Annotated in this window: 20 protein-coding genes and 1 riboswitch; of the genes, 9 read left to right on the forward strand and 11 right to left on the reverse strand. The window is 55.1% G+C overall.

Annotation, left to right across the window (positions count from 1 at the left end):
• Positions 1–2: 2 nt before the first annotated feature.
• A complete protein-coding gene (metH, locus tag QWY27_RS06840; RefSeq protein WP_290196047.1) occupies positions 3–3776 on the reverse strand; it encodes a methionine synthase in 3774 nt (1257 codons plus the stop codon).
• Positions 3777–3925: 149 nt separating this feature from the next.
• Positions 3926–4113: riboswitch (cobalamin riboswitch) on the forward strand.
• Positions 4114–4178: 65 nt separating this feature from the next.
• Here metH and QWY27_RS06845 point away from each other — a divergent pair.
• From QWY27_RS06845 to QWY27_RS06865, 5 genes are read left to right on the forward strand one after another with little or no spacing between them, the layout of a single operon-like run.
• Positions 4179–6197 (forward strand): TonB-dependent receptor domain-containing protein, encoded by a 2019-nt coding sequence (locus QWY27_RS06845; RefSeq protein ID WP_290196049.1) that lies wholly within the window; start codon positions 4179–4181, stop codon positions 6195–6197.
• A gap of 12 nt (positions 6198–6209) precedes the next feature.
• Entirely contained in the window at positions 6210–7124 is a 915-nt protein-coding gene (locus QWY27_RS06850; RefSeq protein ID WP_290196050.1) for a cobalamin-binding protein, read from the forward strand.
• A gap of 29 nt (positions 7125–7153) precedes the next feature.
• A complete protein-coding gene (locus tag QWY27_RS06855; RefSeq protein WP_290196052.1) occupies positions 7154–7963 on the forward strand; it encodes a thiazole synthase in 810 nt (269 codons plus the stop codon).
• Positions 7960–8811, forward strand: a complete 852-nt coding sequence (gene thiD / locus QWY27_RS06860) for a bifunctional hydroxymethylpyrimidine kinase/phosphomethylpyrimidine kinase (RefSeq protein WP_290196054.1) — start codon at positions 7960–7962, stop codon at positions 8809–8811. The genes QWY27_RS06855 and thiD overlap by 4 nt, the downstream gene beginning before the upstream one ends.
• A gap of 55 nt (positions 8812–8866) precedes the next feature.
• The gene (locus QWY27_RS06865; RefSeq protein ID WP_290196055.1) at positions 8867–9547 is read left to right on the forward strand and encodes a protein-L-isoaspartate O-methyltransferase family protein; all 681 of its coding nucleotides are present in this window, start codon (positions 8867–8869) and stop codon (positions 9545–9547) included.
• A gap of 33 nt (positions 9548–9580) precedes the next feature.
• Here QWY27_RS06865 and rfaE2 read toward each other — a convergent pair whose 3' ends face one another.
• The 6 genes from rfaE2 to ubiE form a co-directional block, all read right to left on the reverse strand.
• Positions 9581–10066: a D-glycero-beta-D-manno-heptose 1-phosphate adenylyltransferase gene (rfaE2, locus tag QWY27_RS06870; RefSeq protein WP_290196057.1), complete on the reverse strand. Its 486-nt coding sequence runs from the start codon at positions 10064–10066 to the stop codon at positions 9581–9583.
• Between the two features lie 18 nt (positions 10067–10084).
• Complete coding sequence (locus tag QWY27_RS06875; RefSeq protein ID WP_290196059.1) at positions 10085–10963, reverse strand: ferritin family protein; 879 nt, start codon at positions 10961–10963, stop codon at positions 10085–10087.
• Between the two features lie 79 nt (positions 10964–11042).
• Positions 11043–12593 carry a ubiquinone biosynthesis regulatory protein kinase UbiB gene (ubiB, locus tag QWY27_RS06880; protein WP_290196061.1) on the reverse strand — a complete coding sequence of 517 codons (1551 nt, stop codon included), beginning with the start codon at positions 12591–12593 and terminating at the stop codon, positions 11043–11045.
• The gene (locus QWY27_RS06885) at positions 12593–13273 is read right to left on the reverse strand and encodes a ubiquinone biosynthesis accessory factor UbiJ (protein WP_290196063.1); all 681 of its coding nucleotides are present in this window, start codon (positions 13271–13273) and stop codon (positions 12593–12595) included. The genes ubiB and QWY27_RS06885 overlap by 1 nt, the downstream gene beginning before the upstream one ends.
• A 140-nt stretch (positions 13274–13413) precedes the next feature.
• Positions 13414–14397 carry a Tim44 domain-containing protein gene (locus QWY27_RS06890; protein WP_290196064.1) on the reverse strand — a complete coding sequence of 328 codons (984 nt, stop codon included), beginning with the start codon at positions 14395–14397 and terminating at the stop codon, positions 13414–13416.
• 172 nt (positions 14398–14569) lie between these two features.
• Positions 14570–15310, reverse strand: a complete 741-nt coding sequence (gene ubiE / locus QWY27_RS06895; RefSeq protein ID WP_290196066.1) for a bifunctional demethylmenaquinone methyltransferase/2-methoxy-6-polyprenyl-1,4-benzoquinol methylase UbiE — start codon at positions 15308–15310, stop codon at positions 14570–14572.
• A 124-nt stretch (positions 15311–15434) separates the two neighbouring features.
• Here ubiE and pxpB point away from each other — a divergent pair, with 124 nt between their 5' ends.
• From pxpB to QWY27_RS06910, 3 genes are read left to right on the forward strand one after another with little or no spacing between them, the layout of a single operon-like run.
• Complete coding sequence (gene pxpB, locus QWY27_RS06900; protein WP_290196068.1) at positions 15435–16154, forward strand: 5-oxoprolinase subunit PxpB; 720 nt, start codon at positions 15435–15437, stop codon at positions 16152–16154.
• A complete protein-coding gene (locus QWY27_RS06905; protein ID WP_435433453.1) occupies positions 16151–17158 on the forward strand; it encodes a 5-oxoprolinase subunit C family protein in 1008 nt (335 codons plus the stop codon). The genes pxpB and QWY27_RS06905 overlap by 4 nt, the downstream gene beginning before the upstream one ends.
• An 11-nt stretch (positions 17159–17169) precedes the next feature.
• Positions 17170–17925, forward strand: coding sequence for a LamB/YcsF family protein (locus tag QWY27_RS06910; protein WP_290196071.1), 756 nt, complete (start codon positions 17170–17172; stop codon positions 17923–17925).
• A 30-nt stretch (positions 17926–17955) separates the two neighbouring features.
• Here the strand turns inward: QWY27_RS06910 and QWY27_RS06915 are convergent, their stop codons facing one another.
• Positions 17956–21894 carry a DUF3683 domain-containing protein gene (locus tag QWY27_RS06915; RefSeq protein WP_290196073.1) on the reverse strand — a complete coding sequence of 1313 codons (3939 nt, stop codon included), beginning with the start codon at positions 21892–21894 and terminating at the stop codon, positions 17956–17958.
• 95 nt (positions 21895–21989) lie between these two features.
• Positions 21990–22559 carry a YqaA family protein gene (locus tag QWY27_RS06920; protein WP_290196076.1) on the reverse strand — a complete coding sequence of 190 codons (570 nt, stop codon included), beginning with the start codon at positions 22557–22559 and terminating at the stop codon, positions 21990–21992.
• Positions 22560–22627: 68 nt separating this feature from the next.
• On the opposite strand from QWY27_RS06920, the gene ilvA reads away from it, so the two are divergent.
• Complete coding sequence (gene ilvA / locus QWY27_RS06925) at positions 22628–24136, forward strand: threonine ammonia-lyase, biosynthetic (RefSeq protein ID WP_290196077.1); 1509 nt, start codon at positions 22628–22630, stop codon at positions 24134–24136.
• Here the strand turns inward: ilvA and QWY27_RS06930 are convergent, their stop codons facing one another.
• Both QWY27_RS06930 and purT read right to left on the reverse strand, forming a co-directional pair.
• Positions 24137–24703 carry an adenine phosphoribosyltransferase gene (locus QWY27_RS06930; RefSeq protein ID WP_290196079.1) on the reverse strand — a complete coding sequence of 189 codons (567 nt, stop codon included), beginning with the start codon at positions 24701–24703 and terminating at the stop codon, positions 24137–24139.
• 48 nt (positions 24704–24751) lie between these two features.
• A complete protein-coding gene (gene purT, locus QWY27_RS06935; RefSeq protein ID WP_290196081.1) occupies positions 24752–25996 on the reverse strand; it encodes a formate-dependent phosphoribosylglycinamide formyltransferase in 1245 nt (414 codons plus the stop codon).
• Positions 25997–26010 lie beyond the last annotated feature (14 nt).

The following is a 26010-nucleotide window of genomic DNA, read 5'->3' on the forward strand; positions in this document are numbered from 1 at the left end:
GACTAGCCAAGATTTGGCGCTAGGGTTCGTTTGACGTCCGCAGCACTTCGACCTGAACGCTTGACGTAATCCTCCACCTGATCCTCGCCAATCGGTCCGACGCTAAAATATTGTGACTGCGGATGACTAAAGTAAAAACCTGAAACGCTCGCAGCGGGATGCATGGCATAACTATCGGTCAACATCATCCCGATATCCGCGCCATCAAGCACCTCGAACATTTCTCGCTTGACAACATGTTCTGGGCAAGCGGGGTATCCCGGTGCGGGTCGAATCCCCACGTAAGCCTCTTTGATCATCTGCTCATTGGTCAGCGACTCGTCGGGCACATAGCCCCACAAATCTGTCCGCACGCGGGCATGCAAAGCTTCGGCAAAGGCCTCTGCCAACCTGTCCGCCAAAGACTTCAACATGATTGATGAGTAATCGTCACTCGCTTGTTCAAACTCTTTTTCCTTTTTATCGATACCAATACCCGCTGTGACCGCAAACATACCGATGTAGTCCATCACGCCCGAAGATTTTGGTGCGATAAAGTCCGCCAGGCATTTGTTTTCGACGCCTTCGCGCTTGATGCCTTGTTGGCGCAATCCTCGCCAGGTGAACAATACTTTTTCGCGCGTCTCGTCCTGATACACCTCGATATCGTCATCATTGACCGTATTGGCGGGATAAAAAGCCACCACACCATTTGCCGTCAACCACCGACCATCAATGATGCGCTTGACCATCGCAAGTCCATCCGCATGAACCTTGCGCGCCTGTTCACCAACGACCTTGTCATCAAGAATCGCCGGGTACTGGCCAAACAAACTCCACGTTTGAAAGAAAGGCGTCCAGTCGATGAAGCGGGCGAGCTCGGAGAGATCGAAGTTTTTAAAGGTGCGACGACCAATGAATTTAGGGCGAGGGGGTTGATAGGCAGACCAGTCAAATTTCGGTTTGGCCGCACGTGCGTCAACAATAGACATGAGAGGTGCTGTCTGACGATTTGCGTGACGGCGACGGACGTCCTCGTATTCGACCGCCAGCTCTTGAAGATAAGTGTTGGCGGTTTCAGAGACTAGATTTTGTGCCACACCCACCGAGCGGCTAGCGTCCGGCACATAGATCACCGGACCTTCATAGTGCGGCGCAATCTTGACTGCGGTATGGACGCGGCTCGTCGTCGCCCCACCAATCATCAGAGGAATCTTGCGGCTGCGGAAATACTCGTCGCGCTGCATTTCACTGGCGACATACGCCATTTCTTCGAGGCTTGGCGTGATTAGGCCGGACAAACCAACGATATCGACATTTTCCGCTTTGGCGCGCCCCAGTATTTCAGCTGCGGGAACCATCACGCCCATATTGATGACTTCGAAGTTATTACATTGCAGCACCACGGTGACAATGTTTTTACCGATGTCGTGCACATCGCCTTTGACGGTCGCAATCAGAATCTTGCCTTTGGCGCGAACATCGCCACCCGCGGCAGCAATGAGCTTTTTTTCCTCTTCGATGAACGGTACGAGATGTCCGACGGCCTGCTTCATCACGCGAGCGGATTTCACAACCTGAGGCAAAAACATCTTGCCCTCGCCGAACAAATCTCCAACGATGTTCATCCCGTCCATCAATGGGCCCTCAATAACCTCGATCGGACGCCCGCCACGATCAGCGATCTGCTGGCGAATTTCCTCGGTATCCTCGATGATGAACTGCGTGATTCCATGGACCATGGCATGAGCCAGACGTTTTTCAACTGACTGTTCGCGCCAGCTCAGGTCTTCCTCGCGCTTGGCCCCACTACCCTTGACCGAGTCGGCGAATGACACCAGGCGTTCAGTAGGCGTGCGTGTATCGTCCGCCTCCGTGAGCCCGACGGGTGTCTGGCGATCCAGCACCACATCCTCGACGAGATCGCGCAACATGGGCGAAAGCTCTGCATAGACGCCTAGCTGACCGGCATTGACGATACCCATGGTCAAGCCTTCGCGGATGGCGTAATAAAGGAAGACTGTATGGATCGCTTCACGCATGGGCTCATTGCCACGGAAGGAGAAGCTCACGTTGGAAATGCCACCAGAAATCCGAGCGTGAGGCAGGGCGGAGCGAATCCATTTAGTCGACTCGATAAAGTCGACTGCATAATGGTTATGTTCCTCAATTCCGGTCGCGATCGCAAAGACATTGGGATCAAAAATGATGTCTTCCGGCGGGAAACCCACCTCGTTGACCAGCAGGTTGTAGGCGCGCGTGCAAATTTCCTTGCGGCGCTCGAGCGTATCGGCCTGACCTTTTTCATCAAAGGCCATCACGACCGCAGCGGCGCCATAACGACGGCACAGATGCGCTTGCTTCAGGAAAGGTTCTTCGCCCTCTTTGAGAGAAATCGAGTTGACGATAGACTTGCCCTGCACGCACTTCAGTCCCGTCTCGATCACGGACCACTTGGAGCTATCGATCATGATCGGCACGCGAGCGATATCGGGCTCGGAGGCGATCAAATTCAAAAACCGGTGCATACAGGCTGCCGAATCCAACATGGCTTCGTCCATGTTGATATCGATAATCTGTGCGCCGTTCTCGACCTGCTGACGCGCAACAGCGACAGCCTCATCATACTTTTCCTCGCGGATCAGACGCGCGAACATTTTGCTGCCCGTGACGTTGGTGCGCTCACCCACGTTCACAAACAAGGTTTCACCGTCGATATTCAGCGCCTCGAGTCCCGACAGACGCGTCTTGACAGCAATCTCTGGGACGACGCGAATCGGCAGGCTGCTGACCTTGTCCGCGATCGCCTTGATATGCTCGGGTGTCGTGCCGCAACACCCACCCGCGACGTTCACCAATCCCGAACGGGCAAACTCCTCAAGCAATGCGGAGGTGTCGGCAGGCGTCTCGTCAAACCCCGTCTCACTCATCGGATTGGGCAGGCCGGCGTTCGGATATACGCACACGTAGGTGTCGCAAATCTTGGACAACTCAGCGATGTAGGGGCGCATTAAGGCGGCACCCAGCGCGCAGTTCAGACCGATTGTGATTGGACGGGCGTGACGCACCGAATTCCAAAAGCCTTCGACCGTTTGCCCCGACAAGATACGACCCGAGGCATCTGTCACCGTTCCGGACACCATGACAGGCAATCTTTCACCACGGGCCTCGAAAACCTCTTCCACCGCGAAAATCGCGGCCTTGGCGTTCAGCGTATCAAAAATGGTTTCGATCAAAATTAGATCCACCCCACCATCGAGCAAACCGTTGAGCTGCTCGGTATAGGCGACACGCAATTCTTCGAAGGTCACATTGCGGGCACCGGGATCGTTCACATCCGGAGAGATAGAAGCGGTCTTAGGCTGGGGACCCAGGGCGCCTGCGACAAAACGCGGACGCTCGGGCGTGCTGAACTTGTCGCATGCGGCACGCGCCAGTCGCGCGGACTCCAGATTCAACTCGTAGGCAAGCTCGGGCAAGTCGTAGTCACCCTGGGCGATCGAGGTCGCGCCAAAAGTGTTGGTCTCCACGACATCAGCGCCTGCCTCAAAATACGCTTCATGAATCGCCTGAATGATGTCTGGACGTACAAGTGACAACAACTCATTGTTGCCTTTCACGTCTTTGCCATGCTCGGCAAAACGCGCACCACGAAAATCCGCCTCGGACAATTTGTAGGTCTGAATCATTGTCCCCATCGCACCATCGAGAATCATGATGCGCTCTCCCAACAGACGGGCAAATGCCGCGCCTCTGGTGTAGCGCTCGATGGGATAAGGCAATTTTGGATAAGTCATGATGAGTCAGATAAAACGTGAAGTCCATGGATCGCGGACTCGATTGCCAAAGGGGCTCGGCCGATAAGCAAAAGCCTTTGCACAAGGCGCAGCAAACAACTTGTCAGTTTAACAAAAGAGACCCTGTGATACAGTGATACCAGAATTGGTGCTTTCGATGCAGAAAAGGTCTTGTCACAAGCATAACCTTGCATTGGGAAAGTTAAACGGGAAACAGGGAGGGTGATCCATGCGGATCCTCGTGCCTGTGCTGCCCCCGCAACGGTCAACGTCTGGTCCTTCAACAATGAAGCCCGCCCGACGCCAGCCCGATACCGGCCAGTTTGAGTGGGATTGTTGCTTTTAGCCAATCCTTTTGAACGTTCAGGATGTGCGGGGACGCACATCACTACGAGGTCTCACATGCATCACACTCTCAACCGGGCTCATCCCGGTCGCTCGCCTATATCCGTTGCAATATCCACTGCTTTTGCAACCGGTATCGCCCTGACCGTACTCCCTTTTACCCGCACCCAGGCTCAGCCGGTGCAAACACCCGCTCTATCAAGCGCTTCCTCGCCACAGGCCAACACAAGCAATTCAAGCACCCCAGTTCCGCAACTTGCCACGATTGTCGTGACGCCTGCCCGCACGCCTGAACAACTGTCCAAAGCCCTCGGTGACAACAGTGTCATTTCACGGGAAACGCTTGATACCCTGCCGAACGGGACGCTGTCCGACGCCCTCGTTCGAGAGCACAGTATCGAAGCCGTGAATCTGGGAGGCCCGCAAACGGTCAGCACAATCAATATTCGCGGGACTAACAGCAACCAGTCTCTGGTGCTGATCGATGGTGTGCGGGTCAATAATGCGACCAACGGCTTGCCTCCGCTTAATGCCATTCCGCTCAATAGCGTTGAACGCATTGAAATCGTTCGCGGGACCAGCAGCAGCCTGTATGGTGCAGATGCGATTGGAGGCGTCGTGAACATCATCACGCGTAGCGACACTGAACGCCCCTTCTCTGCCTACGCAAACGCCGGGGTCGGAACCTATTCCACCACGCAATATGATGCGGGTTTCTCGGGCGCCAAGGATGGCTGGAGTTACAGTTTGTTTGGAGGTTACGGCCAGAGCGCTGGTTTTAACGCCACCACCCCCTCAAACTACAACCAAAACCCGGACGGCGACTCTTATTACCGCAGCAACCTCGGCGGCTCTCTAGGCTACACCTGGCAACCCGGCCAAACCTTGTCATTTCAAACCTATCAGTCCAAGGTGAATGGCAGTTACGACGCAGGGGCCCCATACTTTGGTGACCGGGGTATTCAGACGCTTAGTAACAACATTTTTACCAGCCGAAACGTGATTTCCTCTTTTTGGACCAGCACGCTACGCGCAGGTTTCACAACCGATACCTACAAGACCATTAATGTTGACGCTTCGCAGAATTTTTTCAACACACCCGATGGCAAACAGCACTTCAAAACAAACCAGAACCAATATGTCTGGCAAAACGACCTGACTTTTTCACCGACCCAAATCGTCAGCCTTGCGTATGAAAGGCTTGAGCAAAATGTCGATGGAGCACTGGTTGATAACATCTCCCCCGGTGTGGTGAACTACCAGCAAACCTCCCGCTTTACAAACTCCTTGCTGGCTATTTATCGTGGGTCTTGGGGCCCGCAGTCCGTGCAAGCAAGCGTGCGTAATGATGACAACTCTCAGTTTGGTAACGTCACAACGGGGAGCCTGACCTATGGGCTCGCACTGACCCCGCAATGGAAAGCAAGCATTGGCGCCAACACTGGTTTTAGAGCGCCTAATTTCAACGAGTTATATTGGCCAGTGACGCCCTTTTTTCTGGGTAATCCCACACTCAAGCCTGAGCGCTCCCAAAACATTGAAGCCAGCCTTCAATACACCACAGACAAAACCCAGCTTGGTCTGACGCTTTATCGCAATGATATTGATAATCTGATCCTGAACGTGCCGACCATCCCCACGGATGTGTTCTCACCCTACACGCCGATGAATATCGATCGCGCACTCATCACAGGCATCACACTCACCGGTTCACAAAAGCTTGGACGAAACACCCTAATCAAAGGTAGCTTTGACTGGTCCAACCCCCGCAATGCCAGTACAGGAGAGCTTTTGCCACAGCGGGCGCAACGCATATACAAAATGGTTGTCGATCAGACCTTGGGACGTGCCCGGCTAGGCGGTGAGCTATTCATCACCAGCCAGCGCCGCGATGCGTTGACCAGCGAGATGTTGGGCGGATACAGTCTGTTTAACTTGGTGGCGAGTTATCCCGTCACCGATCATGCCGAAATCCAAGTGCGGTGGAACAACGTATTTGCCAAGCAATACACACTCGTCCAAGGTTACGCGACTCCTGGCTCGAATGTTTTTGTCAACCTTGCACTCAAAATGTAGGGCCGATTTTTTATGTTGAAAAAACCCATCATGGCCTGCGCAGGGATGCTCGTGTGGTTTGCCAGCGCAAGCGCCATGATGGGTGAACATTCAACAAATTTTTCACAGAAGAACGCGGCAGAGATCTCCGATGATCGCGGTCAAATTCTTCGCCTGACAGACCCGCCCCGACGCATCATTACACTCTCTCCACACGCGACGGAACTTGTGTTTGCCGCAGGTGGTGGCTCCCAAATCGCAGCCACCGTCCAAGCCAGCGACTTTCCTAAAGCCGCCCGCGACCTTCCTCGGATCGGTGATGGTTTGATACCGGAGCCGGAACGTTTGTTACGCTGGCGACCTGATTTAATCATTGGCTGGCAAGTTTCACAGTTCGCAAATCTTGCCAGCCTGAACATTCCTACATTTTTAAGCGCACCTGTGGTGCTATCGGACATTCCAGACACAATCGAAAAACTCGGTACGCTTTTGGGGACATCCGAGGTCGCCCAACCACGCGCGGCCTCGCTCAGACAATCACTCGAGCGCCTGAAGCAACATACTCAATCACAACCTCGTGTGCGTGTATTCTTACAAGTTGGCGAGCCGCCGGAATTTTCGCTCAATCGCACGCATCTGCTTTCACAAATCATCGAGGCTTGCGGGGGCACGAATGTCTTTGCCGGTGCCAATGCGATCGCGCCTAAAATCAGTGCGGAAGGGGTGTTGGCCCAGCGTCCAGACCTGATTCTGCTCGGACGTGTCGGTGCATCGGCTCAACCGACACCCGATCAGGAAACGCAAAAGTACTGGCTACGATTGAATTTGCCCGCCGCGCAAGCCAAGCAGGTCTTTGTGATGGATTCGGATGTACTCTATCGTCCCGGCCCGCGATTGATCGAGGCAGCCGAAGCGATTTGCAGCATGATCCAACAAGCCCGAAAATAGCGGGTGATGTCACTCAACCGAGAAGGCTTATGAAGAACTCCCCCCACGACCCGCTGATAATCGCAGGCAAGGCCTATCAATCTCGACTACTCGTCGGCACCGGCAAATACCAGGATTTCGAACAGACACGCCAGGCAATCGATGCCAGCGGCGCTGAAATCATCACGGTGGCAATCCGTCGCACCAATATCGGCCAGCATGCCAATGCGCCCAGCTTGCTCGAGTATTTGCCTCCCGGTCAGTTCACGCTTCTCCCCAATACCGCCGGTTGTTACAGCGCCGAGGATGCCGTCCGTACGTTACGTCTGGCACGCGAGCTACTCGATGGACACCGACTGGTCAAACTCGAGGTCCTCGGTGACCCCCAGACCCTCTTTCCCAATATGCCCGAGACACTGGCTGCAGCCAAGACGCTCGTTGCGGACGGTTTTGACGTGATGGTCTATTGCACCGATGATCCGGTTCAGTGCCGCATGCTCGAGGACATCGGATGTGTGGCCGTCATGCCGCTCGCCTCGCTAATCGGCTCGGGTATGGGTATTCTCAACCCTTGGAACTTGCGCCTGATCATTGATCAGGCCCGTGTCCCTGTTCTGGTCGATGCAGGCGTTGGAACCGCTTCCGACGCAACCATCGCCATGGAACTTGGCTGCGACGGCGTCCTGATGAACACTGCGATCGCGGGTGCGCAACAACCCGTACTGATGGCCAGCGCCATGAAAAAAGGCGTCGAAGCTGGTCGGGAAGCCTTTCTCGCGGGCCGCGTTCCCCGCAAGACCTATCAAGCCGCTCCCAGCTCACCAACCACAGGTCTGATCACACCCAAGAGCGGCATATGAACCAAGCTGCCACGACACGCCCGATACCCAACACCTTGACCATCGCCGGCATGGATCCCTCAGGGGGCGCAGGCATCCTCGCTGACGTCAAAGCCATGAGCGCCCTCGGCGCCTATGCCTGCGCTGTTGTGGCCGCACTGACGGCCCAAAATACGCAAGCCGTGACTGACATTTCACCTGTCAATCCGGCTTTTGTCCGTGCACAGATTGACACGCTTTTTGCCGACGTCAACATTCATGCCGTCAAAATCGGTATGCTCGGACAAACGGGTGTCATCGAGGTTGTGGCGGATCGACTGGGGCATTTCAAACCTGAACATGTCGTGCTCGATCCAGTCATGGTAGCCAAAAGCGGAGACTTGCTACTTGAGCAAAAAGCAGTTGGTGCGTTGAGGGAACAATTGCTGCCCCTGGCAACGATCATCACCCCGAACCTCCCCGAGGCGGGCGTGCTACTGGAAATGCGCAACGTCGAGACCGTACGCGAGATGCGTCGTGTGGCCGAACGCCTGCGCAACCTGATGACGCATGGCGGTCACCGCTGGGTGCTCGTCAAAGGCGGTCATCTGCCGGGCAATGACACCATCGACATCCTGCACGATGGCGACCAGATGATCGAGCTTCCCGGCCATCGGATCCCGACACGCAACACGCATGGCACAGGCTGCACACTGTCCTCCGCCATCGCCGCACTCTTGCCACAGACGACCAGTGTGCCCGAGGCGACCAAGATGGCAAAAAATTACTTGGTACAAGCGATTTTGCACGCCGAGGCCCTGCAGGTTGGGCAAGGTCACGGCCCTGTGCACCATTTTCATCTACTCTGGTCAGGAAAACCCTTACAATAAGGGTTTTCCGCCATGTGACATTGTTGAGCGGCTGACTTGTCGCCCCGTTGATTTTATGAAAGCTAATACTTTGCCTGATATCGAACGCGCTCGCTTTAACATGATCGAACAACAGATTCGTCCCTGGGATGTTTCTGATAGCAAGGTGCTTGAGGCGCTGTTTAGCGTCAGACGCGAGCTCTTTGTTCCGTCGACCTATCGCTCACTTGCTTTTTCTGACCTCGAAATTCCCCTGACAATCTCTGCCGGGGAAACGCATCAGACGATGCTTGCCCCCAAGCTCGAGGCCAAGTTCGCCCAGCTCCTTCAGCTCAAAGAAGATGACTGCGTTCTTGAGGTTGGCACAGGTTCAGGTTATCAGGCAGCCCTGCTCGCGCACTTGGCGCGCGGCGTCATGTCGATTGAAATCGATCCCCGGCTAACAGCGTTTGCCCAGCTCAATCTCCAGCAAGCTGGCGTTCACAACGTGACTGTTGAAACGGGCGACGCAAGCAATGGTTGGGGGACCACCGAATACGATGCGATTTTAGTCACGGGCGCTCTTCCCTCGATCCCGGACGCACTCAAATACCAGCTCTGCGAGGGTGGACGCATGGTAGTGGTCGTCGGCCAAGCACCTGCCATGACCGCTTATCGCATCACGCGCACGACTGCTGCGAGTTTTGAAACAACGCCTTTATTCGAAACCGTCATCAAACCTTTGAGCGGCTTCTGCCCCTCCAAGTTCAAGTTTTAAACATGTCCGCGCCAACACGCTGTTGGCGCGGGCTTAGCTTTGTCTGATCTTGGTGACAAGCGCAGTCGTTGAGCGCGCAAACTCAAAGGGAATCGCCACCGCTTTCCCGCCCCAGGACTCAACGAGTCTGGTCTCTGGCAAAGTACGCATGTCGTAATCCCCGCCCTTGACGATGATGTCAGGTCGTAACAAGCCAATCAGCTCGCTTGGGGTGTCTTCCTCAAAAAACGTCACTGCCGTCACGCACGCGAGCGAAGCGAGCAAGGCGGCACGGTCCTCGGCATTATTCAGCGGCCGATCAGGGCCCTTGCCCAATCTGCGCGCCGAAGCGTCAGTGTTGATCGCGACAACCAAGGTTCCACCCAGTTGAGCCGCCTGATCCAGATAGGTCACATGTCCACGATGCAAAATATCGAACACACCATTGGTAAACACCACTGGACGCGCCCACGCGCCGGAAGCAATGCGTTGCGCACACACCTCGGCGGACAGGATCTTGCTCTCAAATCGCGCAGCCATCTCGCTACAGTCCTGACGTTACACAGCAGAGGGCGCAATGCCTGGCACCGCTAGCGGGACGGCACGCAGCAACTCTTTGCGATATCGATTCAAGTCTTGGACCGTTTTGAACGAGCTATCCATTAACAACGACATATTGTGCAAGATCCGGGTGCTCACCTTGCCTTCCCAATCTTTATCAAAGTGAATCTGATTATCAAGCCAGCGCTCGAGCCAACCAGGTTCAGGCAGCTTGGACTGCACCGTGTCGTTGGGGAACATGTCTTTGTTGACATGCAGATTAGTTGGATGCAAAGCTTGGGGGGTACGATGTGCCGAGGCCATCAGTACGCCAATCTTTGAAAAGGCAATGCGTGCCTGTGCGGCGATATCTCCGCCGCGTTGCGTGAGCGCACGCTTCATGTAGCGTAAGTATGCACCGGCATGGCGTGCCTCGTCCTGGGCGATCACGTTGTAAATCGCCTTGATGACAGGTTCTGTATGCCAGTCAGAGGCACGTCGATACCAGTGGTTCAAACGTACTTCGCCGCAAAAATGCAACATCAGTGTCTCGAGAGGCGGTGCGGGGTCAAACTCAAAACGCACCCGATGAAGTTCCTCTTCAGTCGGCACAAGATCCGGAGCAAATCTACGCAGATATTCGATCAAGACAAGCGAATGCTTTTGCTCCTCGAAAAACCAGACGGACATGAAGGCGGAAAAGTCGCTATCGTCGCGGTTATCGCGCAAAAACATTTCCGTAGCAGGCAACGCAGCCCATTCCGTGATGGCATTCATCTTGATCGTTTGCGCCTGCTCATCTGTGAGCTTGCTGCGGTCGAAATCATGCCAGGGAATATCTGTGGCCATATTCCAGCGCACCGACTCCATGGACTTGAATAATTCTGTGTAAAGCATGATTCACTGCCTTAAAAATTCAGCGCAGACCCGTATCCATTTTGAAGTGGGGCTACCGCTAAAGGTTTAACTAACAAACTCATCGAATGAGCGCCCATAGCGCCACACCCAATGCCAGGGCTGCTACACCCGTTAACGCAACCAGCACTCGGTTGCTTTGCTCCCGTGCTTTGCGAGAACGGCGCAACTCCGCCAATAGCTCCGAAGTGGTATCCGGACGGTTGAGCTGCGCATACAACAATCTCGGAAACTCAGGCAACCATTGTGACCATTGCGCAGCTTCCTGGGTCACTTTCTTTTTGATGCCTTTAAACCCGACTCGCTCATGCATCCAGCGCTCTAAATAAGGTTTAGCTGTTTTCCATAAGTCTAACTGGGGATCAAGTTGTCGACCGAGTCCCTCGACATTCAAGAGGGTCTTTTGCAACAAGACCAGTTGCGGCTGAATTTCGACATTGAAACGCCTCGAGGTCTGAAACAGTCGCAACAGCACTTGTCCTAAGGAAATTTCTGCCAATGGACGGTCAAAATAAGGCTCGCAGACTGCGCGCACAGCACCCTCCAACTCTTCTTCCCGCGTAGTGGGCGGCACCCAACCCGACTCGATATGCAAGCGAGCCACCCTACGGTAATCACGCTGAAAGAAAGCAAGAAAATTCTGGGCAAGATAATTTTTATCGAACTCAGACAATGAACCTACGATGCCAAAATCAAGCGCGATGTAACGCCCGAGGGTCTCAGGCCGATCGGAGACATAAATATTGCCGGGATGCATGTCCGCGTGAAAAAACCCGTCATCGAACACTTGCGTAAAAAAGATCTCAACGCCAGCTTGCGCCAGCTTTGGAATATCCACGCCCAGTGCGCGCAAGCGATCAATCTGACTGACTGGCACGCCATACATGCGTTCCATGGTGAAAACATTGGTGGCGCAATAGTCCCACATGACCTCCGGAACCCACAATAGATTGGGTCTCGGACCGTCATTCGAGAAGTTCCTGCGTAACTGGCTGCAGTTGGAGGCTTCGCGCAGCAAGTCCAGCTCGTCATGCAAATGCTTGTCAAACTCTGCGACGACCTCGCGTGGCTTGAGGCGGCGCCCATCTGGGGCGAGTCGTTCGATCAGTCCTGCGAGCACGCGCATCAGCGACAGATCTTTATCGATCACCTCCAGCATGCCCGGCCTCAACACTTTGACGGCAACATGCCGGCCATCGTGAAGCACCGCAAAGTGAACCTGCGCAATCGAGGCAGAGGCCACCGGGTCTTTTTCAAACTGAGCAAACAACTTGGAAGTGGGTGCGCCCAACGCAGCCTCAATCATCGCCGCCGCTTGCTCAGACGGAAAAGGTGCGACACGGTCCTGTAGAAGCGTGAGCTCGTCCGCAATATCCGCTGGGATCAAATCGCGTCGGGTCGAGAGCACTTGGCCAAACTTGACGAAAATCGGCCCCAACGACTCAAGCGCCAGGCGAAGTCTGAGCCCCCGCGGCATCTTTGGGCGAGAGCCCAGTCTCACGAGCCATAACAAACGGACAGCAATGGGGTGACTGATTCCCGACAAAACCAGCTCATCCAGCCGGTAACGAAGCGCCACAACAATTATTCGCGTCAAACGCGGCACAGACATCACGTCCGTTCTCCCATTGAACGCTCAAGCTTCTGGAGTCTGTGCTGCAAATGGGTTTGCCGACGCTCAAGATGATCCAACGCCGCAAGCAACTGAGACTGAGAGCTTTCCAGGGTCATCACCGCAGGCTTGGCAGCCAGTGCATCCGTCTCTTCAGATAAATATTCCGCGATATTCTGGGTAAAGCTTGCGCCAAGCGATTGAAAAGCGGAGAAAGCCTGTTTTGCGCCAAGCACCGCGCGACGTGCGGGAATATCGCCTATCCACTGTGAAAGGGCATCCTCAGGGTCAGGACGTAAATCACGCGCCAAATCGGACATTAATTGCGCCAGAGCCGCCTGGCCAGAGACATGAACGTATTGTGCCATATCAACACGCCGAGATCGGTCCAACAAAGAGAGGGGGTTGAACTTTTCAACAAGAATCTCGAGGGTGACATCCGGTGTCGTATCGTCCGTCGCGTGCGTCAGTTGACCTTCATGATCGATGCGCCAGTTCAACTCCAAGCCCGTCACCACGATACGCACAGTCTTTCCGGCATGCTGGGCCAAGCGCTGCGCCGCCCATGCCTGCTGACGAGTGAGCCTATTAAGCGCCAGTGCCATCACCTGAACCGGATGCACGGGTGAAAAACCGAAAAGAGTGGTGGAAATACGAATCACCTTAGTAAGACGAGTCAAGGCACCACTAGGAGACTTTTTGCCTCGAGGATCAGGATTCTTGACCTAATCTGCCATTTTAGCGGGTGTCACGCCTGAGCCCAAGTAAAACGCCCGCAAAGGCGGGCGTTTTAACTGAATCACCTGATACAACGAGGGGATCAGCTCGCTTGACTGACTGGCACTTGTTGAATGCCAGCAAGCAACCAACCGCCTTGCTCTGGCTTGAACAGGTTCCAAACTTCTTCGAAACGGAACGCCTCAGCACCCGCTTGCTCTCTCAACATGCCAGAGAAACGCACGCTCGCCAAGTGACCATCGCTGACTTTTTCAATACCAAGCAACTCCGCATTGAGCAAGACCACTTCGGTGTGGTTCTCTTCAACGCGATCGTTGAGCTGGGCCTGCAACTCTTTCATCAGGTCATCGGTCAGGAAATTGCGCATTTCAGCGATATTGCCGCTGTCCCAGACTTTTTGAATGGAAACAAACTGCTTTTTGGCTTCGGAAAGAAAACGTTGCGTATCGAAATCGGCTGGGATAAACCAGTTTTGATCAGGAGCGGGCGCATCCGAGCCAAACCCTGCAGCCGACATCGAACCTGTGGCCGAAGCTGGCAGAGAAACAGGTGCCTGCGCAACAGGTTCATTGCTCTGGCGGAACATATCGTTGTTATTACCTGACATCCCGTCCGCACGCGTACCCATTCCCGCGCCCTGTGCAGCAGGCTGAGGGCCACGCATTCTGCGCAGGATGAACATCACGCCAAATACCACCACGCCAGCGATCAGAGCCAGAACGAGGAAGTCAGCGAGAGCGCCACCCAAACCTAAATGCGACAACAACGCGGCAATACCCAAGCCGGCAGCGATACCTGCCAAGGGGCCAAGCCAGCGTGACGCACCTGAAGCGGCAGCAGTACCCGCAGCGCCCGCAGCGGGTGCCGCGGCAGCGCTACGCTGTGTGGTGTTGCTGGTCGCAGCAGGCTGGGCAGCCTTTTGGCTCGTGACATTGGTGGATTGACGTCCGGCGTTGCTGCCTTTGCCCACTCGGGCAGCCTCAGCATCGAACGTCACAGCAGTGAGGGCAAGTCCACTCACTGCAACAAGGGCTGCAGCAAAAAAACGAATTAGAGGACGAGACATTGAATGCTCCTGGGCGGATGACGCCTGTTAGTCAAAAAACAAAACGAAAATGAACACGGACTGAATTTAAACTGAATAATACCTGAATCTTACTAAAAGCTGAACAAATTGGTCAAAACATTGACTGACTGTTCATCAAGAAGTTCAATTTACGCATTCAGCCCCTCTTCACTCAACCCATCTTGATGCCTTCATGCAAGGCCGTTAGTCCCGCCGACAAATTGAAATACTGCACGCGAGACAACCCAGCCTGCTCAAGCATGCCTTTAAGCGTTTCTTGGTCGGGGTGCATCCGAATAGACTCTGCCAAATAACGATAGCTGTCGGCATCACCCGCGACTTTGCTGCCGAGCCAAGGCAAGACATTAAATGAGTACCAGTCGTAAGCGGGGGCGAGAGGCTTGGCGATACGCGAAAACTCCAGAACAAGCAGCTTGCCGCCAGGCTTTAATACACGCGTCATTTCCGCCAGGGCGCGATCCTTGTGCGTCATATTACGCAAACCAAATGCCACGGTCACCCGATCAAAATAATGATCCGGAAAAGGTAAATGCTCGGCATCGCACACTGCGCAAGGAAGAACGACCCCATCGTCGAGCAAGCGATCCCGACCCACTCTTAACATGGAATCATTGATATCCGTTAACCAGACCTCACCCTGCGGCCCGGCTTTTTTAGCGAAGGCCCGCGCGAGATCGCCTGTTCCGCCAGCGATATCCAGCACTTTCATTCCGGGACGGACTGCGGCCCGACCGATCGTGAAAGATTTCCACACGCGGTGCAAGCCCGCGGACATGAGATCATTCATCACATCGTAACGGGACGCGACCGAGTGAAAAACCTGGGCAACCTTGCCGGCTTTTTCCGATTCCTCGACTGTCTGGAAACCAAAGTGCGTCTTTTCTTGGGACATAATTAATTACTCAAATCAAACCGATACTCAGTTTAATCTCTCGGCAGCCATTTCCAGAGAAAAGGCATAAACTGCAAATTCTTTGCCGCAAGGCTTCATACAGCATTCGAACACATCCCTGCGCATGTCCCCGATAAGATTCACGTTAAGACCACAAGGCGATCGCTGCCTGAGTATCGACTTTGGCGACTCCATTAGCCTGGAGACTGGCAAACTATGCCTGTCAGCCGCGGCCACCCTCGAACAAGCCCGCCTCCAGGGGGTCACCGATATCGTCCCATCCTACACCGCCGTAGCGCTGTTCTATCAGCCCGGGGTCGATTTAGGTGGCACAGACTTTTCAACACTCTGTGAACAAGTCAAAGACCTACTCAGCCAAGAACTCGTTCAAGCCACAACCTCTGCACGCCAAGTCGAGATCCCCGTTTGCTACGGTGGCAAACACGGACCCGATTTAAAGGACGTGGCTCAAAAAATCGGCATCTCCGAACAAGAAGTCATCGACCTGCACACCCGCCCCGGTGCCATGGTGTTTGGACTTGGCTTCTCGCCAGGACACCCATACATCGGCGTGCATGATCCATTATTCGCTTTACCCCGCCGCGACGTCCCTCGCACCGCTGTGCCGGCCGGCTCCGTTGCCATCGCCAATCGTCAGTCGACCATTTATCCGACGCTCTTGCCGGGTGGATGGCATATCCTTGGGGCAACACCGCTGAAATTATTTGATCTCACACGCGTGCAACCTTCTTTGCTGCTGCCAGGCGATCAAATCCGCTTCACCCCGATCTCGGAGCAAGAATATGACCGACTGGCCTCTGAGCTTGCCGGGCAGGAGGCATGATCATGCGCGTCCTTAAACCCGGCATGCTCTCGAGCTTTCAAGATCAAGGCCGTATCGGTCACCAGCCACTCGGCGTCTCTGTTGTCGGAGCAATGGATCAACGCGCCCATCAACTTGCCAACACGCTTGTCGGTAATCTCGACGACACCGCCACACTTGAGATCACCTTGACAGGTCCGTCCTTGCTGTTCACGCAAGCCTGTTGCATCGCTATCTGTGGCGCAGATCTGAGTCCCAGTATCAATGGCAAAGCAGTCGCCATGAATCGCCCCTTGATCGTGCGCCCAAAAGACGAACTGCGCTTTGGGACGCGGCGACACGGCACACGCGCCTATCTGGCGGTGCACGGCGGCTTCGAGATCCCGGAGGTCCTGGGTAGTCAAAGCACCTATCTGAGAAGTCACTTCGGTGGCTGGCATGGCCGTGCGCTCAAGCGCGGAGATGAAATCCCATTGAAGCGTCCTTTAAAAGAAATCGGGCAAGACGGACGCGGACTTGATGCATTGGCCAAAGCTCTTTGGGATATCAAGCTCTATCTGCCTGGAGCGATTGCAGACTCGACGCGCGCACGCATACGTTTAATCAAGAGTGTGCAATGGGAAGAGTTCACACCCGACAGCCGCGAAGCACTATTAACCCAGCCATTTCGCATCAGTCCGGACTCCGAGCGCATGGGATATCGGCTCCAGGGTCCAAATATTCTCATGACCGAGCCCAGGCAAATGATCTCTGAAGCCACAACTTTTGGCACAATACAAGTGCCCGCTGGCGGTCAACCCATCGTCTTGATGGCTGATAGGCAGACAACGGGTGGCTACCCAAAGATCGCCTATGTGGCGTCTGTTGATTTGCCTTTGCTTGCACAAATGGGGCCAGGCGATGTCGTGCAATTTGAATTGGTGACGCTTGAGGCTGCACAGGCACTGGACACTGCCAGGACCCGTGCAATGCGCAATCTGGTGCAAACACTCGCACCCGTACGAACTTTATTGCTTAATTACTAAGGACCACAATCATGGCATTGCGTATTGATTTGAATTGCGACATGGGTGAAAGCTTTGGCGCATGGAAAATGGGGAACGATGAAGAGATCCTGCCTTATGTTTCGTCGGCCAATATCGCCTGCGGTTTTCACGGTGGTGATCCTGCCACCATGCGTAAAACCGTCGCGGCTGCCATCAAGCACGGCGTCTCGATTGGTGCGCACCCGGGTCTGCCTGACTTACAAGGTTTTGGCCGTCGCAACATGGCGATTACGGACCAGGAAGCCTACGACATGATGGTCGTCCAAATCGGCGCGCTCGCTGGCGTCGCAGCCTCGCAAGGCACACGTCTTCGTCACGTTAAAGCGCACGGCCAACTCTACAACATGGCTGTCAAAAATGAAGGCCTCACGCGCGCGCTTGCTCAAGCAACCTATGATGTTGACAAGGATCTGGTATTTTTTGCCTTGGCTGGCAGCCAAATGATCCCCATCGCCGAATCAATCGGGTTGCGTGTGGCCAGCGAGGTCTTTGGTGATCGCAACTACTCCCCTGACGGGACACTTAGTCCGCGCAATCAGCCCAATGCAATGATCACCGATGTGAAGCAATCCATCAAACAGGTGTTGCAAATGGTCAAGACCAGCACGCTGACGGCTAACGACGGCACTATTGTTAAAGTGCGTGCGGACACGCTCTGTATACACGGCGATCAGCCTGGCGCAGTCACCTTTGCCAAGGCCATCCGTGAAGCACTGCAGGCCGAAGGCATTGCAGTCGGCGTTTAACATTTAAAAAGCAAGCCAGCGGCGTCCTCATCAAACGAGGACGCGTTCAATGCCACCATCATTGGCTTTCTTGACGTAGTCCTCCAGCCAGTTCTCGCCCAGAATGTGCTTGGCCATTTCGACAACGATGTAGTCAGCCTTGGCGCCCGTGTCTGCTTCGAAGCGTGACAAGCCCTGCAAACACGAAGGGCAGGAGGTCAAGACTTTAATGTCGCCCTCGAAACCATCCTGACGCAAGCTCGCGTCATTCTTGGCAAGCTCCTCTTCCTTGCGGAACCGGATTTGAGTCGAGATGTCCGGACGGGTCACGGCCAACGTGCCCGATTCGCCGCAACAGCGATCCGTTTTGATAGCCGTATCGCCCACCAGTGAGCGCACAGTTTTCATTGGATCTTGTAACTTCATGGGCGTATGGCATGGGTCGTGATACATGTAACGCGTGCCTTGTATGCCTTCGAGCTTGATATCCTTTTCGAGCAGATACTCGTGGATATCAATCAAACGGCAACCCGGAAAAATCTTTTCAAACTCGTACCCAGCCAACTGGTCATAACATGTCCCGCAGCTCACCACTACGGTCTTGATATCAAGGTAGTTCAGTGTGTTGGCCACGCGATGGAACAACACGCGGTTATCCGTGATGATCTTCTCAGCCTTGTCATTCATGCCGTTGCCACGCTGCGGATAACCGCAGCACAGGTAACCCGGCGGCAACACGGTTTGCACACCCGCATGCCAGAGCATCGCCTGGGTCGCTAAGCCAACCTGGGAAAACAAACGCTCCGAGCCACAACCGGGGAAATAAAACACAGCCTCGGTATCCGCCGGCACTTGTGGCGGACGAATGATCGGCACGTAATCCGCATCTTCAATATCCAACAGTTTGCGAGCGGTCTGCTTGGGCAAACCGCCTGGCATTTTCTTGTTGATAAAGTGCACGACCTGCTCGCGCAAGGGTGCCTTGCCAACCGTTGCCGGAGGTTTGGCTGTCTGCTTGCGCGCGAACTTGGAAAGCAGGTCGCTCGCCATGCGCTGCATTTTGTAACCTATGCCCACCATTGCTGCGCGGGTGGCATTGATCGTTGCCGGATCCTTTGCGTTCAAAAAGAACATGGCAGCCGAGGTGCCGGGATTAAAGGACTTGCGACCCATGCTTCGTAACAACGCACGCATATTCATGGACACGTCGCCAAAATCAATATCCACGGGACACGGGTTGTAACACTTATGACAGACCGTGCAATGATCCGCCACGTCCTCGAATTCCTCCCAATGCTTCAGGCTTATGCCCCTGCGCGTTTGCTCTTCGTAAAGAAAAGCCTCGATGAGAAGAGAAGTCGCCAAAATCTTATTGCGTGGCGAATACAACAAGTTTGCGCGTGGCACATGCGTCGCACATACCGGCTTGCACTTGCCACAACGCAGACAATCCTTGATCGAGTTGCTGATCGCACCGATTTCGCTTTGCTGCATGATCAGGGACTCGTGCCCCATCAGCCCAAAGCTCGGTGTCCAGGCGTTGCGCAGATCCGCGCCCGGCATGAGTTTGCCCGCATTGAAATGGTCGTTTGGATCGATGCGTCGCTTGTAATCCTGAAACGGTGCAAGCTCGGCCTCGGTTAAAAACTCATACTTCGTCAAGCCAATACCATGCTCGCCGGAAATCACGCCATTGAGGTCGCGAGCAATCTGCATGATGCGCACGACGGCCTCATTGGCCTCGCGCAACATCTCGTAATCGTCGGAATTGACCGGTATGTTCGTATGCACATTCCCATCGCCAGCATGCATATGCAAGGCGACGAAGACGCGACTTTTCAGCAAGCGGTCGTGAATAGCCTGCATCTCAGCCATGACCGGCGCAAAGTCCGTGCCGCCAAAGATACCAGCCAAATCGCAGCGCACCTCATCTTTCCAGGAAATACGCAGCGTACGGTCTTGCACCACATCGAACAGGCGCGCGTCTGCCTGCTGGCGCGCACGCTCTTTCAAAACAGGCTCGAGAGCACCTAGGCCATGGACAGACAAGCCTGGCAAAGCCTCTGCAAGCGACAAATCGAGGTGCCCAAGCACCCACTGCCAGCGCGCGCGCACACGCTCCAAACTCTCAATGGCCCGACGACGACGCTCATCAAGCGACTCTTCGAGCAAGGCACCTTCCTCGCTGCCGCGATCGAGTTTCGCAATGGGCAATTCGCCTTCAAGCGCGGCTTGCAGGGCGTCAAGCAACTTGAGCTTGTTGTGTGTGGATAACTCGATATTGATACGCTCGATATGATCGGTGTACTCACCCATGCGCTCGAGCGGGATCACAACGTCTTCGTTGATTTTGAACGCATTGGTATGACGAGCAATCGCGGCTGTGCGCGAACGATCCAGCCAGAACTTTTTGCGCGACTCGGCGCTCACCGCAATAAAGCCTTCGCCGTGGCGTGTGTTGGCCAGGCGAACGACTTCGCTCGTGGCCGAGGCGACAGCCGCTTCGTCGTCGCCCACAATATCGCCAATCAACACCATCTTGGGTAATACGCCACGCTTACTTTTGGTAGCGTAGCCGACGGCACGCAAATAGCGCTCATCCAAATGCTCAAGACCCGCTAGCAGAGCGCCACGCGCGCGGCCCTGCACATCGAGATAATTTTTAATTTCGACAATCGATGGAATCGCATCGCGTGCCTGGCCAAAAAACTCCAGACAAACCGTGCGCGTGTGACTAGGCATGCGATGCAGCACCCAGCGGGCGGCCGTTATCAAGCCATCACAGCCTTCCTTTTGAACGCCTGGCAAACCAGACAAAAACTTGTCCGTGACGTCCTTGCCCAAACCGACTTTACGAAAACGCGCGCCATCGATTTCAAGAATTTCCGTGCGCAAGACTTTCTCGCCCGCCGGCGCACGGCCGTCAGACCACTTGAGCTCGAAGCGGACTCGCCCTGCCTCGTGAATTTTGCCGAGGTTGTGCTCAAGACGCGTGACATCGAGCCAATTGCCATTGGGATCGACCATCCGCCACCAGGCCAGATTGTCGAGCGCAGTCCCCCACAAGACGGCTTTTTTTCCGCCTGCATTCATTGCGACGTTACCGCCCACACATGATGCATCCGCAGAGGTCGGATCCACAGCAAAGACAAATCCAGCGGCTTCGGCCGCCTCCGACACACGCTTTGTCACCACGCCGGCACCGGCGCGTACAGTCGCAACCTGTGCGGCGACGCCTGGCAAGGCTCCCATTTCAACTGAACCCAAGGTGTCGAGCTTTTCAGTATTGATCACAGCAGAGCGCCATGTCAGGGGAATCGCACCGCCCGTGTAACCGGTGCCGCCGCCACGCGGCACGATGGTCAGACCCAGTTCAATACAACCTCGAACCAATGCGGCAATTTCCTGCTCATCATCGGGGGTCAGCACCACGAAAGGATATTCGACGCGCCAGTCCGTCGCATCGGTGACGTGCGAAACACGCGACAGACCATCGAACTTGATGTTGTCCTTGGCAGTAATCTTGCCCAGCACTTTTTGGACTTGGCGACGCAAGCGGGACGTTCGGTCGAACTCATCCTCAAAAGCGTGCACGGCCGAGCGGGCGCGCTCCAGCAGACTTGCGACTTTTTCGTCTCGATCCGCATCATCGTTCATTCGGCGACGGTCAATTTCAGTCAGACGATGTTCGAGCGCCTCGATGAGGAGTTTGCGTCGCTTGGGATTGTCCAGCAAATCATCCTGCAGATAGGGATTGCGTCGAACGACCCAGATATCTCCCAGCACCTCGTAGAGCATGCGCGCGGAACGTCCCGTCTTGCGTTCGCCTCGCAAGTCCGAGAGCAAAGCCCAGGCATCATCACCGAGCAAGCGACAGACGACTTCCCGATCTGAAAAGGAGGTGTAGTTATAGGGAATTTCGCGTAGGCGCGACTGCGCGTCCTGAAAAGGCTCTGCATTCAAAAGATGGCTTGGAAACGGGGCGTTCATGGGTCCGGATTCGTCTAGTTGCCCTTAAAGGTACATTTTAAGTCATCGGCTCGCAGCGCAACCAATAACCTTTCAATCAAGAGGTCACCCATGCCTTAAGTAGGGGCAATCACCCAACCGAGCGCCCAGGCGAAGGTCAAGTAACGCCCGCACTTGCCGATCGCCATGTAAAGCACACATTGCCAGAAAGGCAAACGCAACCAGCCAGCCACCACACAAAGTGGATCTCCAACAATAGGCAGCCAGGCTAACAACAGTGCGGGCGCGCCAAACCGGTGCACCCACTTCTCGGCGCGGGCCCGCTCCGGTGTGAGGGCAACCTGAGCCGGGGTACCAGAAAGAGACGGGGCTTGACTGGCGCGCCGCTGCGCGCGCCACCGGCCAAACAACCCGTGCACACCCGCTCCCATTGCGTAACTCACAACCCCACCTAAAGTATTTCCTAGTGTGGCGACGCCAATCGCCCACCAAAACATCTCAGGTACCGCCGCCAGATAGCCAAGCAAAACAGGCTCTGAACCGATAGGCAAGATTGTCGCAGCCAACAGGCTCATGAGGAAAACAGCGGGCAATCCCACACCCGGCGAAGCGAGCCATGTCAACAAATCTTGTATGAATGCGTCCAGAATACACTCCCTCGAAACGGGCCCAGGCTGGCCCTGCATAGCCTGCTTCCCTGCAATAGCCCGCATGGGATAATGGCGGATCAGGACGCAGTTAAATCAGGAACATCATGACCACGGATTATCTCAGACGGATTCTTACCTCCAAAGTGTATGACGTTGCAGTCGAAACGCCCTTGGAGGTCGCCCCTCAGCTTTCACAACGCCTTGGCAATACTGTTTTGCTCAAGCGTGAGGACACACAATCCGTCTTCAGCTTCAAGCTGCGTGGCGCCTATAACAAAATGGCGCACCTGCCCAAGGCTGCGCTTGCGCGCGGCGTGATTGCCGCCTCGGCTGGCAACCACGCCCAAGGCGTGGCGCTGTCGGCTAAAAAACTGGGTTGTAAAGCCGTGATCGTGATGCCCACCACCACGCCAGGAGTGAAAATCGATGCCGTGCGCGCACTAGGCGCCGAAGTCGTGCTGCATGGCGACAGCTTTACCGATGCCTATGGTCACGCTCTGGCTCTTGAAAAAAAACAGCAATTGACCTTTGTGCATCCTTTCGACGATCCAGACGTGATTGCCGGCCAAGGCACGATCGGCATGGAAATCCTGCGCCAACACGCCGAACCGATCGAGGCCATTTTTGTGGCGATCGGCGGTGGAGGCCTCATCAGCGGCATCGCTGCCTTTGTCAAACAAATCCGTCCTGAGATCAAAGTCATCGGTGTCCAAACCATAGATTCCGATGCCATGGTTCGTAGCGTCAAGGCAGGCCGACGCGTGACCCTGACAGACGTCGGCTTGTTTTCTGACGGTACGGCTGTCAAACAGGTGGGGGTCGAGACCTTTCGTTTGACCAGGGAGCTTGTCGACGACTATGTCCTTGTTGATACGGACGCCATCTGTGCCGCCATCAAAGATGTCTTTCAAGACACGCGCAGCGTGCTCGAACCTGCCGGCGCCCTGGCCCTTGCGGGTGCCAAGCAATACGCCAGCGAACATAAACTTAAAGGCAAGACGCTTGTGGCGATTGCCTGCGGCGCTAATATGAATTTCGACCGCCTGCGCTTTGTCGCCGAGCGCGCCGAGGTGGGCGAAGCGCGCGAAGCCATTTTTGCAGTCACGCTACCTGAACAAAGAGGAAGTTTCAGGGCCTTTTGCGAACTAGTCGGTAATCGCAACGTGACTGAATTCAACTATCGTATTTCTGACTCCACCTCGGCCTACGTGTTTGTCGGCATTCAAGTCTCGAGCCTGAACGAACCCAACCGAATCGCAAGTAACTTTCGAAAACATGGCTTTGACACGCTCGACCTGACCCACGACGAGATGGCAAAAACCCACTTGCGACATATGGTGGGTGGGCGCTCCAATCTTGCGGACAACGAGTTGCTGTATCGCTTCGAGTTTCCCGAGCGTCCGGGCGCGCTGATGCGCTTTTTGAACTCGATGAAACCAGACTGGAACATCAGCCTGTTTCACTACCGCAACCAAGGTGCGGACTATGGGCAAATCCTCATCGGGATTCAGGTCCCGCCTGGTAGCAAAAAGGCCTTTAAATCCTTCCTCGAAGAGGTTGGTTATCCATACTGGAACGAATCAGACAATCCGGCTTACAAATTATTTCTTTAGTTAGTCGCCGTCAAACTGACAGACACTAAAAAAAGGTGTGTCTGTCTGGGCAATTCGGCCAGATCCACCTAACGCCGGCAAATCCACAATCGCGGCGGCCTCAACAACATTGCCGCCAAGCAGTTGTAACAATTTGATTGCCGCAATCATCGTGCCGCCTGTCGCCACCAAGTCATCGACTAACAACACGCGCTGACCGGGTTTGACGGCATCCTGATGCACCTCGACCGTAGCATCCCCATACTCGAGGCTATAGGATTGGGCCACGGTTTTATGGGGTAGTTTTCCCTCTTTGCGAACAGGCACAAACCCAACACCCAAGGCATAAGCCAATGCACTGCCGAAAATGAATCCGCGCGCATCAATGCCGACCACTAAATCGATGCGCTGACGCATGTGACGGTAAACAAAGATGTCGATCAGTGCCCGGAAAGCTCTTGGATCTTGCAGGAGAGGCGTGATATCCCGAAACATGACACCTGGTTTGGGCCAATCCGGAATCGTCCTGATCAACCCCCGCACGATTTCCAGCGGATCCTGATAGGTGGGAATGATGGGCATGATCATTGGATAGCGCTCCGCATGGGGGATAGTCCGAATACTCAATCGGCTAGTTTAAGCCGCTTTCACACGCACCGCGCCAGAAACGCGTCTTGCCTTGGCGCGGGCGGCGTCTATATTGACGTCCGTTGCCAGACCCACTCCCATGCGCCGCTTCACGAAGGACTCGGGTTTACCAAACAAGCGCAGATCGGTTCCGGGCTCCGCCAACGCCTCGGCTATCCCTTCATAGCGCACCGCTTTGGCCTCGACGCCGCCATAAATCACACTGCTGGCCGCAGGCGCGCGCAGTGACGTATCGACTGGCAAGCCCAGCAAGGCCCGCGCATGGAGCTCAAATTCACTTTGCAGTTGGGAAACGAGCGTCACCAGCCCAGTGTCATGGGGACGAGGGCTTACCTCGGAAAACCAAACCTGATCGCCCGATACAAACAACTCCACGCCGAACAAGCCTTGTCCGCCCAGATTATCTGTGACGTCTCTGGCAATCTGCCTGGCCCGCTCAAGCGCAAGCACAGACATCGGCTGAGGCTGCCAGCTTTCAACGTAGTCGCCCCCAACTTGAAGATGTCCAATCGGCTCGCAAAAATAAGTTTCTATCTGTCCCGAAGCGCCTCTTGCACGTACAGTTAACAAGGTGATTTCATATTCAAAATCAATAAAACCCTCGACAATGATCCGATCGCCACCCACCCGGGCCCCTTCCCTGGCGATATTCCAGGCGGACGCGATATCCTCGGGTCCTCTCAAGACAGACTGCCCCTTGCCTGAGGACGACATGACGGGTTTAACCAAGCAAGGGAAACCCACCTGCGTGGTCGCCTGCGTAAGCGAGGCCAACGAATCAGCAAAGCGATAGGGAGAGGTCGGCAAGCCAAGTGTTTCGGCCGCCAGCCGCCGGATGCCTTCGCGGTTCATTGTCAACTGTGCAGCCCGTGCGGTCGGCGTGACCCGCGCCACCCCCGCAGCTTCAAGCTCGACAAGCAAATCCGTTGCGATCGCCTCGATTTCCGGCACGATCAAATGAGGCTGCTCCTTTTCAATCACTGCACGCAACGCAGCGTGATCTGTCATCGCCACCACATACGCGCGGTGTGCCACTTGCTGACCTGGCGCATCCGGATAACGGTCCACGGCAATCACCTCAACACCCAGACGTTGCAGGGCCATGATGACTTCCTTGCCCAACTCACCTGCCCCCAGCAACATCACCCTGAGCGCCGCGCTCGAGAGAGGCGTTCCGAGTTCAGCGGCATAGGGTGCCCGTGCCGCAGCGGGGGACATGGAGGGAGCATTCATAGGGGTTGTCATAG

Origin of the sequence: Zwartia vadi, assembly GCF_030410375.1 — a bacterium.
Taxonomy (GTDB): domain Bacteria; phylum Pseudomonadota; class Gammaproteobacteria; order Burkholderiales; family Burkholderiaceae_B; genus Zwartia; species Zwartia vadi.

Excerpts from the sequence above, each read along its gene's own strand:
- metH (WP_290196047.1), bottom strand. The coding sequence starts at position 3,776 with ATGACTTATCCAAAATTGCCTTATCCCATCGAGCGCTACACCAGAGGC.
- QWY27_RS06845 (WP_290196049.1), top strand. The coding sequence starts at position 4,179 with ATGCATCACACTCTCAACCGGGCTCATCCCGGTCGCTCGCCTATATCC.
- QWY27_RS06850 (WP_290196050.1), top strand. The coding sequence starts at position 6,210 with ATGTTGAAAAAACCCATCATGGCCTGCGCAGGGATGCTCGTGTGGTTT.
- QWY27_RS06855 (WP_290196052.1), top strand. The coding sequence starts at position 7,154 with ATGAAGAACTCCCCCCACGACCCGCTGATAATCGCAGGCAAGGCCTAT.
- thiD (WP_290196054.1), top strand. The coding sequence starts at position 7,960 with ATGAACCAAGCTGCCACGACACGCCCGATACCCAACACCTTGACCATC.
- QWY27_RS06865 (WP_290196055.1), top strand. The coding sequence starts at position 8,867 with ATGAAAGCTAATACTTTGCCTGATATCGAACGCGCTCGCTTTAACATG.
- rfaE2 (WP_290196057.1), bottom strand. The coding sequence starts at position 10,066 with ATGGCTGCGCGATTTGAGAGCAAGATCCTGTCCGCCGAGGTGTGTGCG.
- QWY27_RS06875 (WP_290196059.1), bottom strand. The coding sequence starts at position 10,963 with ATGCTTTACACAGAATTATTCAAGTCCATGGAGTCGGTGCGCTGGAAT.
- ubiB (WP_290196061.1), bottom strand. The coding sequence starts at position 12,593 with ATGTCTGTGCCGCGTTTGACGCGAATAATTGTTGTGGCGCTTCGTTAC.
- QWY27_RS06890 (WP_290196064.1), bottom strand. The coding sequence starts at position 14,397 with ATGTCTCGTCCTCTAATTCGTTTTTTTGCTGCAGCCCTTGTTGCAGTG.
- ubiE (WP_290196066.1), bottom strand. The coding sequence starts at position 15,310 with ATGTCCCAAGAAAAGACGCACTTTGGTTTCCAGACAGTCGAGGAATCG.
- pxpB (WP_290196068.1), top strand. The coding sequence starts at position 15,435 with ATGTCCCCGATAAGATTCACGTTAAGACCACAAGGCGATCGCTGCCTG.
- QWY27_RS06905 (WP_435433453.1), top strand. The coding sequence starts at position 16,151 with ATGATCATGCGCGTCCTTAAACCCGGCATGCTCTCGAGCTTTCAAGAT.
- QWY27_RS06910 (WP_290196071.1), top strand. The coding sequence starts at position 17,170 with ATGGCATTGCGTATTGATTTGAATTGCGACATGGGTGAAAGCTTTGGC.
- QWY27_RS06915 (WP_290196073.1), bottom strand. The coding sequence starts at position 21,894 with ATGAACGCCCCGTTTCCAAGCCATCTTTTGAATGCAGAGCCTTTTCAG.
- QWY27_RS06920 (WP_290196076.1), bottom strand. The coding sequence starts at position 22,559 with ATGCAGGGCCAGCCTGGGCCCGTTTCGAGGGAGTGTATTCTGGACGCA.
- ilvA (WP_290196077.1), top strand. The coding sequence starts at position 22,628 with ATGACCACGGATTATCTCAGACGGATTCTTACCTCCAAAGTGTATGAC.
- QWY27_RS06930 (WP_290196079.1), bottom strand. The coding sequence starts at position 24,703 with ATGATCATGCCCATCATTCCCACCTATCAGGATCCGCTGGAAATCGTG.
- purT (WP_290196081.1), bottom strand. The coding sequence starts at position 25,996 with ATGAATGCTCCCTCCATGTCCCCCGCTGCGGCACGGGCACCCTATGCC.